14 protein-coding genes are annotated in these 14,058 nt (G+C 65.6%); 8 read left to right on the forward strand and 6 right to left on the reverse strand.

Going from position 1 to position 14,058, the window contains the following annotated elements:
* Positions 1–92: 92 nt before the first annotated feature.
* The 5 genes from rfbA to C5F44_RS15345 form a co-directional block, all read right to left on the reverse strand.
* Positions 93–968 carry a glucose-1-phosphate thymidylyltransferase RfbA gene (gene rfbA / locus C5F44_RS15325; protein WP_107674424.1) on the reverse strand — a complete coding sequence of 292 codons (876 nt, stop codon included), beginning with the start codon at positions 966–968 and terminating at the stop codon, positions 93–95.
* Positions 965–1,819, reverse strand: coding sequence for a dTDP-4-dehydrorhamnose reductase (gene rfbD / locus C5F44_RS15330; RefSeq protein ID WP_107674425.1), 855 nt, complete (start codon positions 1,817–1,819; stop codon positions 965–967). The genes rfbA and rfbD overlap by 4 nt, the downstream gene beginning before the upstream one ends.
* A 25-nt stretch (positions 1,820–1,844) precedes the next feature.
* Entirely contained in the window at positions 1,845–2,888 is a 1,044-nt protein-coding gene (gene rfbB, locus C5F44_RS15335; protein ID WP_107674426.1) for a dTDP-glucose 4,6-dehydratase, read from the reverse strand.
* Positions 2,888–3,448 (reverse strand): dTDP-4-dehydrorhamnose 3,5-epimerase, encoded by a 561-nt coding sequence (rfbC, locus tag C5F44_RS15340; RefSeq protein WP_107674427.1) that lies wholly within the window; start codon positions 3,446–3,448, stop codon positions 2,888–2,890. Before rfbC ends, rfbB begins: the two co-directional genes overlap by 1 nt.
* 220 nt (positions 3,449–3,668) lie before the next feature.
* Positions 3,669–5,459 (reverse strand): ABC transporter ATP-binding protein, encoded by a 1,791-nt coding sequence (locus C5F44_RS15345; protein WP_107674428.1) that lies wholly within the window; start codon positions 5,457–5,459, stop codon positions 3,669–3,671.
* A gap of 249 nt (positions 5,460–5,708) precedes the next feature.
* Between C5F44_RS15345 and C5F44_RS15350 the strand changes: the two genes are divergently transcribed.
* The 4 genes from C5F44_RS15350 to C5F44_RS18185 all read left to right on the forward strand — a co-directional run bounded on the left by C5F44_RS15350 (position 5,709) and on the right by C5F44_RS18185 (position 9,393).
* Positions 5,709–6,842, forward strand: a complete 1,134-nt coding sequence (locus C5F44_RS15350) for a 2OG-Fe(II) oxygenase (protein ID WP_107674429.1) — start codon at positions 5,709–5,711, stop codon at positions 6,840–6,842.
* A 15-nt stretch (positions 6,843–6,857) separates the two neighbouring features.
* A complete protein-coding gene (locus C5F44_RS15355; RefSeq protein ID WP_107674430.1) occupies positions 6,858–7,388 on the forward strand; it encodes a sigma-70 family RNA polymerase sigma factor in 531 nt (176 codons plus the stop codon).
* Positions 7,378–8,169 (forward strand): anti-sigma factor family protein, encoded by a 792-nt coding sequence (locus tag C5F44_RS15360; RefSeq protein ID WP_146161966.1) that lies wholly within the window; start codon positions 7,378–7,380, stop codon positions 8,167–8,169. Before C5F44_RS15355 ends, C5F44_RS15360 begins: the two co-directional genes overlap by 11 nt.
* 156 nt (positions 8,170–8,325) lie before the next feature.
* The gene (locus C5F44_RS18185; protein WP_235822648.1) at positions 8,326–9,393 is read left to right on the forward strand and encodes a Hint domain-containing protein; all 1,068 of its coding nucleotides are present in this window, start codon (positions 8,326–8,328) and stop codon (positions 9,391–9,393) included.
* Positions 9,394–9,502: 109 nt separating this feature from the next.
* On the opposite strand, the gene C5F44_RS15370 is transcribed toward C5F44_RS18185, so the two are convergent.
* A complete protein-coding gene (locus C5F44_RS15370; protein WP_107674432.1) occupies positions 9,503–10,492 on the reverse strand; it encodes a Hint domain-containing protein in 990 nt (329 codons plus the stop codon).
* A gap of 378 nt (positions 10,493–10,870) precedes the next feature.
* Between C5F44_RS15370 and C5F44_RS15375 the strand changes: the two genes are divergently transcribed.
* From C5F44_RS15375 to C5F44_RS15390, 4 genes are all read left to right on the forward strand, one after another.
* Positions 10,871–11,971 (forward strand): ABC transporter substrate-binding protein, encoded by a 1,101-nt coding sequence (locus C5F44_RS15375; RefSeq protein ID WP_107674433.1) that lies wholly within the window; start codon positions 10,871–10,873, stop codon positions 11,969–11,971.
* An 80-nt stretch (positions 11,972–12,051) separates the two neighbouring features.
* On the forward strand, positions 12,052–12,918 hold the full coding sequence (locus tag C5F44_RS15380; protein ID WP_107674434.1) for an ABC transporter permease: 867 nt from the start codon (positions 12,052–12,054) through the stop codon (positions 12,916–12,918).
* On the forward strand, positions 12,915–13,697 hold the full coding sequence (locus C5F44_RS15385; RefSeq protein ID WP_107674435.1) for an ABC transporter permease: 783 nt from the start codon (positions 12,915–12,917) through the stop codon (positions 13,695–13,697). The genes C5F44_RS15380 and C5F44_RS15385 overlap by 4 nt, the downstream gene beginning before the upstream one ends.
* On the forward strand, positions 13,697–14,058 hold a 362-nt coding region (locus tag C5F44_RS15390; RefSeq protein ID WP_146161967.1), incomplete at its 3' end, for an ABC transporter ATP-binding protein. The genes C5F44_RS15385 and C5F44_RS15390, both read left to right, overlap by 1 nt.

The raw sequence follows: 14,058 nt of genomic DNA on the forward strand, positions 1-14,058 counted from the left end.
TAGCCGCTCCAATTCGCGGCGCACTTTCCAACCAGTAACCACAACCAACTCCGTCCAAAGCACACGTCGAGACAGCCGGCGCAACCGAAACCCTAGCCCGCGATATCGTTCAGATAACGCCCGTATTTGTTCTTCGCGAACAGCTTTGCGCGCTCGCGCAGCGTCTCGCGGCTGATCCATCCCTTGCGGAAGGCAATCTCGTCCGGGCACCCCACCTGCAGGCCCTGGCGTTCTTCCAGGGTGCGCACGAAGTTGCCGGCGTCCAGCAGGCTGCCGTGGGTGCCGGTGTCCAGCCAGGCGAATCCGCGCCCCAGCAGTTCAACGTTCAGGCTGCCTTCGGCGCGGTAGATTTCCAGCAGATCGGCAATCTCCAGCTCGCCCCGGGCCGAGGGTTTGACCCGCCGCGCCAGTTCGGGGGCGCGACCGTCCAGATAGTAAAGCCCGGTCACCGCATAGTTCGACGGCGGTTTCGCCGGCTTTTCGATGATGGCACGGACGCGGCCCGCCTCATCGAAATCAACCACGCCATAGCGCTCGGGGTCGGCAACGCGATAGCCGAAGACGGTACCGCCCTCTGGCCGGGCATCGGCTGCTCCCAGCAGTTCGGGAAGGCCATGACCGAAAAAGATGTTGTCGCCCAGCACCAGCGCGCTGGGGGCGCCGGCCAGAAAATCCTCGGCCAGAAGATAGGCCTGCGCCAGCCCGTCCGGGCTGGGCTGCACGATCCATTCAAACCGCATTCCATAGGTGCTGCCATCGCCCAGCAGACGCTGGAACTGTGGCTGGTCCTCGGGCGTGGTGATGATCGCCACCTCGCGCATACCGCCCAGCATCAGGGCGCTCAGCGGGTAATAGATCATCGGCTTGTCATGCACCGGCAGCAGTTGCTTCGACACGCCCAGCGTGATGGGCCAAAGCCGGGTGCCGGACCCCCCGGCCAGAATGATGCCCTTTCTGGCAAGCGTCATGCGACAAGCTCCTTCACGATACGATCAAGGCCTTCGCGCCAGTCGGGGCGCGTTACCCCGAAGGCGGCGGCAAAGGCCGAACAGTCCAGCCGCGAATTGGCCGGGCGGCGGGCCGGGGTGGGGTAGTCGGCGGTGGTGATGTCTTCCACCTGCGCGGGCAGGCCGGCCGTGGCCATGATGGCGCGGGCAAATTCTGCCCAGCTTACATCCGGCGCACCCGAGAAATGATGCGTGCCGCCGGGGGCGCCCTGCACCATGGCCCGCGCGGCAGTGATCAGCGCGGTGGCAATATCAGCGGCGGGCGTCGGCCCCCCCACCTGATCGGCCACCACGCGCAGGACCGGGCGGTCCTGCCCCAGCCGCAGCATCGTTTTCACAAAGTTGCTGCCATGGGCCGAAACAACCCAACTGGTCCGCAAAATCAGATGCGCGCCGCCGGCGGCCCGCACGCCCTGTTCGCCGGCCAGCTTGGTGCGGCCATAGGCGCCCAGCGGGCCGGTCTTGTCATCCGGGCGGAAGGCACGGGTGCCGACCCCGTCAAAGACGTAATCGGTCGAGATGTGCAGGAAGGGAATTCCGCGCCGCGCGGCAGCTTCGGCCATGGCCGCAGGCGCGGCGGCATTCACCAGATGCGCGGCGGCTTCCTCGGTCTCGGCCTTGTCCACTGCCGTCCAGGCGGCGGCATTGATCACGGCGTCGGCCTCGCCCCCCGCAACGGCCTGTGCCGCCGCCGCAGGGTTGGCAAGGTCAAGCTCGTCCCGGCCCAGGAAACGGGCCGTCACATCGGTAGGCAGGGCACGCGCCAGTTCCTGCGCGACCTGTCCGGTTTTCCCGATGACAAGCAGCTTCATCGCGCGGCCTCCTGCGGTCCGGCGCTCATGCCCGCGTTCCCAGCCGTTGCCCCACGCCCTGCCGTTCCAGCAGCGGGCGCCACCAGGCTTCGTTGTCCAGATACCAGCGCACCGTGCGGCGCAGCCCTTCCTCAACCGTCACGCTGGGCCGCCAGCCCAGTTCCGTGCGGATGCGGGCCGGGTCGATGGCATAGCGCGCGTCATGCCCCGGCCGGTCGGTCACAAAGGTGATCTGCTCGGCATAGCTGCCCTTGGCCCGGGGCTGCATCTCATCCAGCAGGGCGCAGATCGTGCGCACCAGGTCGATGTTGCGCCGCTCGTTCTCGCCGCCGATGTTGTAGCTGCGCCCGACCGCCCCCTTCTGCACCACCAGAAGCAGCGCATCGGCGTGGTCTTCCACATACAGCCAGTCGCGCACATTCTCGCCCGTGCCGTAAACCGGAATCGGCCGGCCATGCAGCGCGTTCAGGATCGTGACCGGGATCAGTTTCTCGGGGAAGTGATAGGGGCCATAATTGTTGGAGCAGTTGGTCAGCACCACCGGCAGGCCATAGGTCTCGGCCCAGGCGCGGACCAGATGGTCGCTGGCCGCCTTTGACGCCGAATAGGGGCTGCGCGGATCATAGGGCGTGTCCTCGGTGAACTGCCCTTCGGCGCCCAGGCTGCCGAACACCTCGTCGGTCGAGATGTGGTGAAAGCGGAAGCCGGACGGGCGGCCCTGCCGCATCCAGTGGGCGCGGGCGGCTTCCAGCATGTTGAAGGTGCCGGTGATGTTGGTTTCCACGAAATCCGCCGGCCCGTCGATCGAACGGTCGACATGGCTTTCCGCCGCCAGATGCATCACCGCATCGGGGTTATGCGTGGCAAAGACCCGCTCCAGCGCGGCGCGGTCGCGGATGTCGGCCTGTTCGAAGCTGTACAGGTTCGATCCCGACACAGGCGCGACATTCGCCTCGCAGGCGGCATAGGTCATCGCGTCAAGGTTCACCACCTCATGTCCGCGCGCCACGGCCAGCCGCACCACGGCGCTGCCGATGAACCCCATTCCGCCGGTAACCAGCAACTTCATCACTTGTTCTCCCACTGGAAGGGGCGCGGCGCATCGGCCAGCAGCGGCGCGGCGGCATCCTTGGCCGACAGCACCGGCGGCGCGGTCAGGCCCCAGTCGATTCCGATCTGCGGATCGTCCCAGCGGACGGCCCCGTCACAATCGGGCGCATAGAAATCGGTGCATTTGTACTGCACCTCGGTGTCGTCGGTCAGCGTCACGAAGCCGTGCAGAAACCCCTTGGGCACCAGCAACTGCTGGCCATTCGCGGCGCTCAGTTCCACCGCAACCCATTTGGCAAAGGTCGGCGATCCGGCGCGGAAATCCACCGCCACATCCAGAATCGCCCCGCGAGAGCAGCGCACCAACTTGTCCTGCGCATGGGGCGGCGCCTGATAATGCAACCCGCGCAGCGTGCCCTTGGCGGCGCTGAAGCTGTGGTTGTCCTGCACCCAGTTCAGATGCCCCAACCCCGCCTCGGCCATCCGCGCCGCGCTGAACGTCTCGCAGAACCAACCCCGCTCATCGCCAAACCGGCGCGGCGTCAGAACCACCACATCAGCAAGGCCGTCCGAAATCATATTACCGCCCACAGGGCCTCCAGTCAGACCAACACGTTTCGCCAGTCCGTAAGTCCGCTTCCCACAACCGTCAATGCCGACCACAGTTCCGTTGCGGCACGCGGGGCCGGCAGGGCGGAAAATCGGCGGATTCAAGCTAAACACACGAAAATACCAAGAAATCCTGAACGCCGATTCCCGCCTGCCGGCAACACAGGATAGTCACCGTCGCGGCACCCGTTCAGGGGGAATTTTCGCCGCCCGCGAACTGCTGATCATAAAGCGCCCGGAACTTGCCGCCGGCCTGCAGCAGATCATGCAGGGTGCCGGCCTCCGCGACCTGGCCGCCTTCGATATAGCAGATGCGGTCCGCGCGCATCACGGTTGACAGGCGGTGCGCAACCACGATGGTGGTCACCCCTTGCGTGATGCGATCCAGCGCGTCGCGCACCAGAACCTCGGAATGGCTGTCCAGCGCGCTGGTCGCTTCATCCAGCAGCAGAATGGGCGCCTTGCGCAGAACCGCCCGCGCGATGGCAAGGCGCTGCCGCTGCCCGCCGGACAGGAAGGTGCCGTTCTCGCCGATCTGGGTCTGGTAGCCCTGCGGGAAACTTCTGATGAATTCGTCGGCATGTGCGACCCGCGCCGCCTCGATGATTTCCTCATCGCTGGCCTGGGGGCGCACCATGCGCAGGTTGTCCATCACGCTGGCCGAGAACAGGAACGTGTCCTGCCCGACATAGGAAATCTTGCGCCGCAGCGAGGCAAAGGTCACCTGCCGGATGTCGGTTCCATCCACCAGAACCCGGCCGCTGTCGGCGTCATACATCCGCAGCATCAGGTTCAGCAGGGTTGACTTGCCACCCCCGGACGGACCCACCAGCGCGGTGGTCGTGCCTTCCGCGAAATCCAGCGTGATGCCGTCGATCACCGGCCGGTCCGGCGCATAGGAAAAGCGCACATCCTCAAGCCGCAGCCCCGAAGGCCCGTCGGTCAGATCAACCGCGTCCGGCGCTTCTGTCAGGCTGCGCGGCTGGTCCAGCAGGGCGTACATCATCCGCACGCCCATCATGCCGCCTTCGATCGTCACCCGCATCCGCGACAACCGCTTCGCCGGCTCATAGGCCATCAGGAACGCGGTCACGAAAGACATCAACTGCCCGGCGGTGCCCGCGGCCTGCCCAAAGACCTGCACCGCGCTGAGGATGACAATGGCGGCAATCGCCAGCCCGGTGATCGTGTCCATCAGGGGCGAGGTGGCCGCTTCCAGCCGGACCATCTTGTTCGCCCGCTTCTCGACCTGACGCACGGCGGATTCCATCCGCTGCGCCATCTGGCTTTCAAGGGCAAAGGCCTTCACCACGCGGGCGCCGGTCGAGGTTTCCTGAACAACCTTGATGATCTCGGTCAGGCCGGCCATTTCCTGCGCCATGACATGACGCACCTTCCGCAGGATGAGCTGCACCCCGAAAACAGCCGCCGGCCCGACAACCAGGCACACAGCCGAAAGCAGCGGCTGCTGGTAGATCATCACCGCGACCAGCCCGATCAGCGTCAGCATGTCGCGCACGAAGCCGGTGACGATCACGTCAATCACCGAACGGGCCATCTGCGCGCTTTGGGTCACGCGCAGCAGAACGTCGGAGGATTCGGTGTTGTTGAAAAAGGCAACGCCCTGGTCCAGCAGCTTGCGGTAAAGCTGAATCTGCTTCTGCGCCACGATGCGGTTTCCCGCCCGCGCCATCAGCACGGCCTGCGCAAAGGACGCGATGCCCTTCAGGAAGAAGATCAGCGCCACCCCGGCCGCCACAAGGTAAACGCGTGATCGGTCCGGCGCCGTCATCGAATCGACGATCTCGCCCATGATCCAGGCCGAGGCGGCGGTGGTGCCCGCCACGAAGACCATCGCGATGATGGCTGCGAAGTAATGCGCCTTATGCTCGGGAAAGCTTTCGACCAGAAGCCGGACAAGCAGGCTGTCGGCGGTCTTTCTCTCCAGCCAGCCGGCCAGGCCGGACTTTTCCTTCGGCATCGGGGGTATTCTCACTTGGTTCTTACAGGGCCACACGATTACAGGCGCGCTGATAGCAGAGCGAGCGGGTGGCGTCACGGCCATGACGAAGGCACCCGGCCGGAACCGGCGGCAAACGGCAAGGAACCGCAGATCGCCGATGAGCCGGCTGGCGGCAGGACCATCCGCAGAAAAAACGTCAGGTCTGCGGGATGAAGATGAACAGGGGCTCCGTATGCAGCGCAACTGCATCACAGGTAAGGCGCGCGTATGTCCAGCACCACCCCCACCCGGACGGAAATTCCCCTGCCCGGCGAACCGGCCCACCCTTTCACCCAGCGCACCCCGGCCAATCCGCAGTTCAACTTCGATACCGCGGCCGGCCGCTATCTGGCGCTGTGCTTCCTGGGTTCGGCGGCCGATGCGCAATCCCGCGCGGCGGTCGGGGCGGTTCTGGCGCGGCCCGATCTGTTCAACGATGTGACCGCGGCCTGCTTTCTGGTCAGCAACGACCCGGCCGACGAAACCGAAAACCGGCTTGCCAACCAGCTTCCCGGTTTCCGCGTGTTCTGGGATTTCGATCTTTCGGTCGCCCGGCTTTACGGCGCGGCGGCCCCGGACACCCGGTCCCCCGCCCTGCCCGCAACCCGATTCTGGCTGCTGCTCGACCCGACCATGCGGATCATCGCCACGGTCCCGTTCCGCGAAGATGGCAGCGATGCGGCCGCCTTCATCCGGCTGGTTGAAACCCTGCCCCCGCCGGCCCGCTTTGCCGGGATCGAACTGCAGGCGCCCGTCCTTTACCTGCCGAATGTCTTTGAACCGGAATTGTGCCGCCACCTGATCGGGCTTTACGAAACCAACGGCGGCCACGAAAGCGGCTTCATGCGCGATGTCGGCGGCCGCACCGTCGGCATAAGCGATGCCAGGCACAAACGCCGCAAGGACTATGACATCCACGACATGAACCTCATCGCCGGGCTCCGGTCGCGCATTGCGCAGCGCGTGGTGCCGGAAATTGCCAAGGTCCATCAGTTCAAGGTCACCCGGATGGAGCGTTACATCGTGTCCTGCTACGCCGCCAAGGATGGCGGGCATTTCGCGGCGCATCGCGACAATACCAGCGCCGGCACCGCCCACCGGCGCTTTGCGGTCTCGATCAACCTGAACGACGATTTCGACGGCGGAGAGGTCAGCTTCCCCGAATACGGGCCGCGCAGCTTCAAGGCGCCGCCCGGCGGGGCCGTGGTCTTTTCCTGCTCGCTTCTGCACAAGGTTGGCAAGGTGACACGCGGCCGCCGCTTCGCCTTTCTACCGTTCCTCTATGACGAGGCTGCCGCACAGCTTCGCCAAAGGAATGCCGCCCTGGTCGGAGAGAAGGGATCGCGCTACCGTGCGGGGTGAAACGGAAGATGCCACATGACCCGGCTTGACATCGAACCCTGCCTTGGCGCGCTGCGCCGCTATGCGCGGGTTCTGACGCGGGCCGGTCAGGAGGCCGACGATCTGGTGCAGGGCGCGCTTCTGCGCGCCTATGAGCGACGGGCCACCTTCCGCGAAGGCGCCGATCTGCGTGTCTGGCTGATGACCATCCTGCACAACCATTTCATCGACACGCTGCGCGCCCGGAAATCCGCGCTGGCCCGCGAACAGGCCTGGGCGGAAACCACGCCCGGCTTCGTTCTGCCCGAGGGCGAGCACGCGGCGCGGCTGGCCCAGTTGCGCCGCGCCTTTCTTGCGCTGCCCGCAGACCAGCGCGAGGCCCTGCACCTCATGGCCGTCGAAGGATTGAGCGTGGCCGAGGTCGCGGCCGTTCTGGCAATTCCGGCCGGAACCGTCATGTCGCGTGTCGCCCGGGCGCGCGCGGCCCTGCGCGATTTTGAAAACGGCCCCACCGAAAAACCCGAACCCACCCGCCTCAGGCTTGTGCGAGGACGCGATGACACCTGACCGTGACACCAACATGGATCTTGAGATTGATGCCTTCGTGAACGGCCAGCTTGATGGCGAACGGCGCTTTGCCGTGGCGGCATTTCTGGCCCGGCAGCCCGACCGGGCGGCCGAAGTCATGTCGGACCTGCACCTGACAGAAGGCCTACGGCTGGCGCTTGGCACGATCGACGCCCCGCCCGACCCGCGGCTTGATCTGGCGGCGGCCCGCGTCAGCCGGGGGCTTGAGAGCCGGCATCGCCTGCGCCACTGGGCCCCCTTCGCGGCGGCGGCGGCCATGTTCGTGGTCGGCTGGACGGCGCAGTCCCTGGTCTCTGGATCGGCGCTGCTTATGCAAGGCTCCGGCACCGCCGAGATTTTCGAAACCGCGCTGGACGCGCAGGATGCGGTGTCCCTTCGGCTGATGCTGTCAGGCGAACTTGGCCCGATGTCGAAGGATGCCCAGGCGATTTCAGACCGGCTTGGCATCCCCCTGCCCGACCTGCCGGCGGGCTGGTCCGTGCGGGCCGCCCAGGTGGTGGCAACGCCGGAACGCCCCGGGATCGCGCTGGTGATCGACACCCCGGACCTGGGCGAGATCATGCTGTTCAGCGTACGGCGCAGCGACAAGGGGCCCGGCACGGCAACCGACACGCCCGTCGATACCACCACACAGGATGGCCGGCTGCTGGCTGTCTTTGAAAAGGGCCAGGCAGCCTATGTTCTGGTCGACAACTCCGGGCCGCTCAACGACCTGCGCCGCGGGGCCGAGGAGCTGCGCCACAGCCTGACCCAGGGGTAACCCTGCCGCCGGATGCGGTTTCACGCCGGTTTCCGGCCCCTGCCGGCAGACGGGTTTGCGCAGGCGGGGCGCCGGTGATAACACCGGAAACGGGTCTGACGTTCAGCCCCTGTGCCAGTGTCCGTGTAACCAGTCCCCTTTGTAAATGGTGTAATCGTGGCTACCTATGTTCTGAACTTTGCCAACAATCAGCTTGGCAACTTCAACTCAGCCGGCCTAACCAGCGTCTTCGGGTCGCAGAACCTGAAAATCAACAGCGCGCATCCGGGCGACCGTCTGGTCAGTTCGGGGGCCATCGGTTCGGTCAACCAGATCACCGGCTGGCGCCTGACGGTTCAGGGCGACATGGAACCGGGCGACAACGATGTGGTGCCCGGTGCGCCGATGATCATCGAATATTCCACCGACAACGGCGCGACCTGGCAGTCCTACTCGGTCGGGATCGGCCAGCCGGATGCCGTTTGGTATGCCCGGCAAGATGAAGAAGGCTGGATGGCGATCACCGCCAATGTTCCGGGCCAGCTCGACGGCCAGATGGGCTTCATCGTGGCCGATGCCGGCGTCACCCCCGGCCAGATCTTCACCACCGACGAAACCATTCTCGAAACGCAGATCGGGGAATATGCCCTGCCCTGCTTTACCGCAGGAACCCTGATCACCACGCCAACCGGCCCGCAGCCCATCGAAACCCTGCGTCCCGGCGATCTGGTGATGACGCTGGACGGCGGCGCGCAGCCGCTGCGCTGGATCGGGCACCGCCGCGTGTCGCGCGCCGAGATGCAGCTCAATCCGAAGCTGCGGCCCATCCGGTTTGCGGTCGGAAGCCTGGGCGAAGGCCTGCCGCGCCGCGAGTTGCTGGTGTCGCGCCAGCACCGCATGTTCCTGCGCCGGGATGCGGCGCGCGACATGCTTGGCAGCGACGAGATCCTTGTCGCGGCGCATCACCTGACCGGGCTGCCCGGCGTGGAACAGGTCATGCCTGACACCGCGGTGACCTATGTCCACCTGCTGTTCGACCGGCATCAACTGGTCTGGGCCGAGGAATCGCTTTCGGAATCCCTGTTCACCGGGGCCGAGGCGCTGAAGGCGCTGGGGCAAGCGGCGAGTGAGGAAATTGCCATGCTGTTCCCCGAACTCCTGCAAGATAAGCCCAGACCCGCACGCCCGTTTCCGCAGCGCGGGAAGCAGGCGCGCAGCCTTGTGCAACCCGATCTGGCAGCCTGAGAGGCGATTGCCGGCCCCTTCGGACTTCCCGGCCCCCCAGTCTGATGATGGGGCCGGGCTTGCCTTCGACAGGAACCATACCCCACGCGGAACGGCGAAGGCGCCGGTCTCAGGCGGTTTCGGCCAGTTCGGCGCCCGGCGCGCAGGGCTGTTGCGCCGGGGTGGTGGTGTCCCATGCCGATATGGCCTGCCGTGCGGCGATGCCATTGATCAGCGGCCGCGCCGGCACCGGCAGTTCATCCGGCCCAAGGCCCAGTTCGGCAGGCAGCCTGTCGCGAACATCCACCGGCAACATCCGGCGGGCTTGGATTCCCAGATACAGGCTTTCGGTCACCAGCCCCTCGCTTAGCAGCAGGTGGTGCCGGGGCAGCAGCAGGTGGTGGTAGGTCACGCCCTGTCCGGGGTCGGCCAGATGGATGCCCGCCAGCCCCACAAGCCGGATCGCCGGCACCAGCACCTCTGCCGTGCCACAGGCCGCAGCGATGTGCGGCCCGCTCAGCAGAACGCGGTGGTGGGGCGAAAGCGCCAGGCGCCGGCTGGGCCTGCCCCCGCCAAGGGCGCCTTGCGGGATGATGACCGGGCAAAGATGCCGCCGCTGTTGCAGGCTTTCCGCCCCCAGATGCCGCCGGCCGACCCAGATGACCGCCGTTGACCCGCCATCGGCCAGCGTCACCAGATCGCCGGGGCGCAACTCCTCAACCGGGCGCGCCCCGCCGGGCACCGCGATCAGCGTTCCTGCACAGAAACAGGGCGGCGGCGGCGCGTCCAGATTGGCCGGATCGACATTGAACTGGTTTCTCAGGCCGGCCTTCAGGCCCGGTATACCCGCCTGATAGGCCGTGGCGGAATAGATGATCCCTGCCCCGCCGGGGGCCCCGTCGAACAGCACCGTCGCCGTTCCCCCGTTCAGACCAAGCCCGCCCCCGGTATAGCTTTGCCATTCCTGCGCATTGACCAGACCGTCACCGTTGCTGTCGAGGATGAAGATGGTGTAGCCGCCCGGGTTCGAAGGCCCCACCCACACCGTCACCATTGTCGAGGCAGCCGTCGATGTTCCGGCGCTGTTCACAGGCGTTGCGTACCATTCATAGGCCGGCATGAGGGCGCTCCTGCAGTGACCGGAAACCGAACTTGTCAAAACGGCAGCATAGGGGCCGGGGGTGCGCTTCCGTCAATCGAATATCCGATTCCAGGGCCGTCTCATCCGGTCGGATGCGGCATTTTCCCCCGGCATGAGACATGGCCGCAGCCATTCTGCCGCATTGGCAGCCCCGGCCTCGCGCCTGGCATGAGAATCGCAAGTGAAACACAGCCTTAAGGCGACTTGACGCCGCGTCGCCATGCCGGTGCGTCCGGCCTCAACAATCCAGCTTGTGAGGCGTCCGTCTTCCTCGCTACACTTCGCTGGCAAACCTCGCCGTCGCCCCATGAAACGCGAACAAGGCGAGGAGCGGTAAACAACCCGGGAGAGACCCAGATGATGTTCAAGCGTATTCTCGGCACCACCGTCAGCCTGTCGGTGATGGTGTCGGCCGCGGCCGGCTTTGCCCAGTCAGAGGAAACCATCGCCGCGGCCAAGGCCGAAGGGATGCTGACCACCATCGCCCTGCCGCATGACTGGTGCGGCTATGGCGAAATCATCGCCTCCTTCAAGGCCAAGTACCCCGAGATCAAGGTCAACGAACTGAACCCCGACGCCGGCTCGGCCGATGAGGTCGAGGCCATCAAGGCCAACAAGGACAACAAGGGTCCGCAGGCGCCCGACGTGATCGACGTTGGCCTGTCCTTCGGCCCGTCGTCGCAGGCCGAAGGTCTGCTGCAACCCTACAAGGTGGCGGTCTGGGATTCGATTCCCGGCGCGATCAAGGACCCGGATGGCCACTGGTACGGGGCCTATTACGGCGTCATGGGCTTTGTGGTGAACAAGGACATGGTTCCCAATCCGCCGCAGGACTGGGCTGATCTGCTGAAACCCGAATATGCGGGCATGGTGTCGCTGGCCGGCGACCCGCGCGCCTCGAACCAGGCGATCCTGGCGGTGCTGGCCGCGGGCATGGCCATGGGCGGCGCGCCCGGCAAGGAAGCCGGCGAAAAGGGGCTTGAGTTCTTCAAGCAGCTCAATGACGCGGGCAACTTCGTTCCGGTCATCGGCAAGGCCGGCACGCTGGCGCAGGGCACCACCCCGATCGTCATCGCCTGGGACTACAACGGCCTGAGCTGGGGCAATTCGCTGAAGGGCAACCCGCCGGTTGAGGTGGTGATCCCGAAATCGGCCGCGCTGGCCGGTGTCTATGTCCAGGCGATCAGCGCCTATGCGCCGCAGCCCAATGCCGCGAAACTGTGGATGGAGCACATCTTCTCGGACGAAGGCCAGCTTGGCTACATCAAGGCCGGCTGCCAGACCGCGCGCTTCAACGAACTGGTTGCCGCGGGCAAGGTCTCGAAGGAAGTTCTCGATGCCATGCCGCCGGCCGAAGCCTACGCCAAGGCCTATTTCCCCACGCTGGATGAAGTGAACGACAACAAGACGGCCGTCACCGCCGGCTGGGACAGCACCGTCGGCGCCAACGTCGAGTAAGACCGCCTTCCCCGCCCCGGCACCAGCCGGGGCGGGTTCCATCAGACGGGCCAACAGAAGCCCGCAGGACAGGGAACCCCATGGCTACCAGACCTTCGCGGATACGCCCTCATCTGGCGTGGCTCGGGCTGTTGCCCTTTCTCGCCTTTGCCCTGCTGTTCCTGATCCTGCCGACGATCAAGATCGTCATCGGCGCCTTTCAGGCACAGGGGGGCGGCTTCACCCTGCAGAATTTCGTTGAACTCAACACGGCCTCGAACCGCAGCGCCTACTGGACCTCGATCAAGCTGTCCTTCGTGACGGCGGCGCTGGGGTGCCTGGTGGGCTTTGGCATGGCGGCGGCGGTGTCCTTTGGCGGGTTGCCGCGGTTCCTGCGCAGCCCGCTTCTTACCTTTTCGGGCGTCGCTTCCAACTTCGCGGGCGTGCCGCTGGCCTTTGCCTTCATCGCGACGCTGGGTCCGGTCGGGCTGATCACCGTCTGGCTGCGCACCGAATTCGGCATCAACCTGCGCGCCATGGGCTTCAACCTGCTGTCCTACTGGGGCCTCGTCATCACCTATCTGTTCTTCCAGATCCCGCTGATGATCCTGATCATCACCCCCGCGCTGGACGGGCTGAAACGCGAATGGCGCGAGGCGGCCGAGGTTCTGGGCGCCACCGGCGCGCAATACTGGCGGATGGTGGCGCTGCCGATCCTGTTCCCGGCGATCCTGGGCACCTTCGCCCTTCTGTTCGCCAACGCCTTCGGGGCGGTCGCAACGGCCTTTGCCCTGACTGGCCCGCAGTTGAACATCGTGCCGATCAAGCTGTTCGCGCAGATCCGGGGCGATGTGCTGGGCAACCCCAACCTGGGATACGCGCTGGCCTTCGGGATGATCCTCATCACGGCGGCGGCGAACATCCTGTATATCTGGCTGCGCGTCCGGTCCGAGAGGTGGCTGAAATGATCCGCACCCTTGCCTGGATCGTCTTCATCCTTGGCGGCCTTTACTTCCTGCTGCCGCTGGTCGGCATGGCGGAATTCTCGCTGCGGATGCGGCGCGGCGAATATTCGCTGGATGCCTATCGCGTTGTCTTCGCCGACCCGAACTTCTGGGCAACCTTCGGCTATTCGCTGAAGCTGGCGGTGGCCACCATCGTCTTCGGCGTCTTCCTTGTCATGCCCACGGCCTATTGGGTGCGGCTCAAGCTGCCGCAGGCCCGCCCCGTGGTGGAATTCATCACCCTGCTGCCGCTGGTCATTCCGGCCATCGTGATCGTGTTCGGCTACATCCGCCTTTACAACACCTCGTCCTTCCTGCCGCTGACCGGCTCTGCCGTCGGAACCGACATCCTGCTGACCATGGGCTATGCCACGCTTGCCCTGCCCTACATGTATCGCGCCGTCGATACCGGGCTGCGCACCATCGACGTGGCCACCCTGACCGAGGCCGCGCAAAGCCTGGGCGCGGGCTGGGTCACCATTCTGGGCCGGGTCATCCTGCCCAATGTCATGGCGGCCGTCCTGTCCGGCGCCTTCCTGACCCTGGCCATCGTCATGGGCGAATTCACCATGGCGGCGCTTCTCAACCGGCCCGCGTTCGGCCCCTTCATGCAGTTGATGGGCGCCAACCGCGCCTATGAGCCCCCCGCGCTGGCCGTGATCGCCTTCGCGCTGACCTGGGGCTGCATGGGGCTGATGCAACTGGCCACACGTTTTGCCAAACACGAAAGGGCAAAGGGCTGATGTCCTATCTCTCGATTGACCATCTTGAAAAGTCCTTCGGCGCCAACCGCGTGGTCAAGGATTTCTCGCTTGCCGTCGAGAAGGGGGAATTCGTCTCTCTGCTTGGGCCATCAGGCTGCGGCAAGACAACGGTCCTGCGCATGGTCGCCGGCTTCGAACGCCCAACCGCCGGCCGCATCGTGATCGACGGGCAGGATGTGACCGGGCTGCGCGCCAATGCCCGCAACATCGGCATGATGTTCCAGGCCTACGCGCTGTTCCCCAACCTCACCGTGGCCGAAAACGTCGGCTTCGGCCTCAAGGTCAAGGGCGTGCCCCGGGCCGAGCGCGAGGCCCGCGTGACCGAAATGCTGCGCCTGAT

This window comes from Fuscovulum blasticum DSM 2131, from assembly GCF_003034965.1.
In the GTDB taxonomy this organism is placed as follows: Bacteria; Pseudomonadota; Alphaproteobacteria; order Rhodobacterales; family Rhodobacteraceae; genus Pseudogemmobacter; species Pseudogemmobacter blasticus.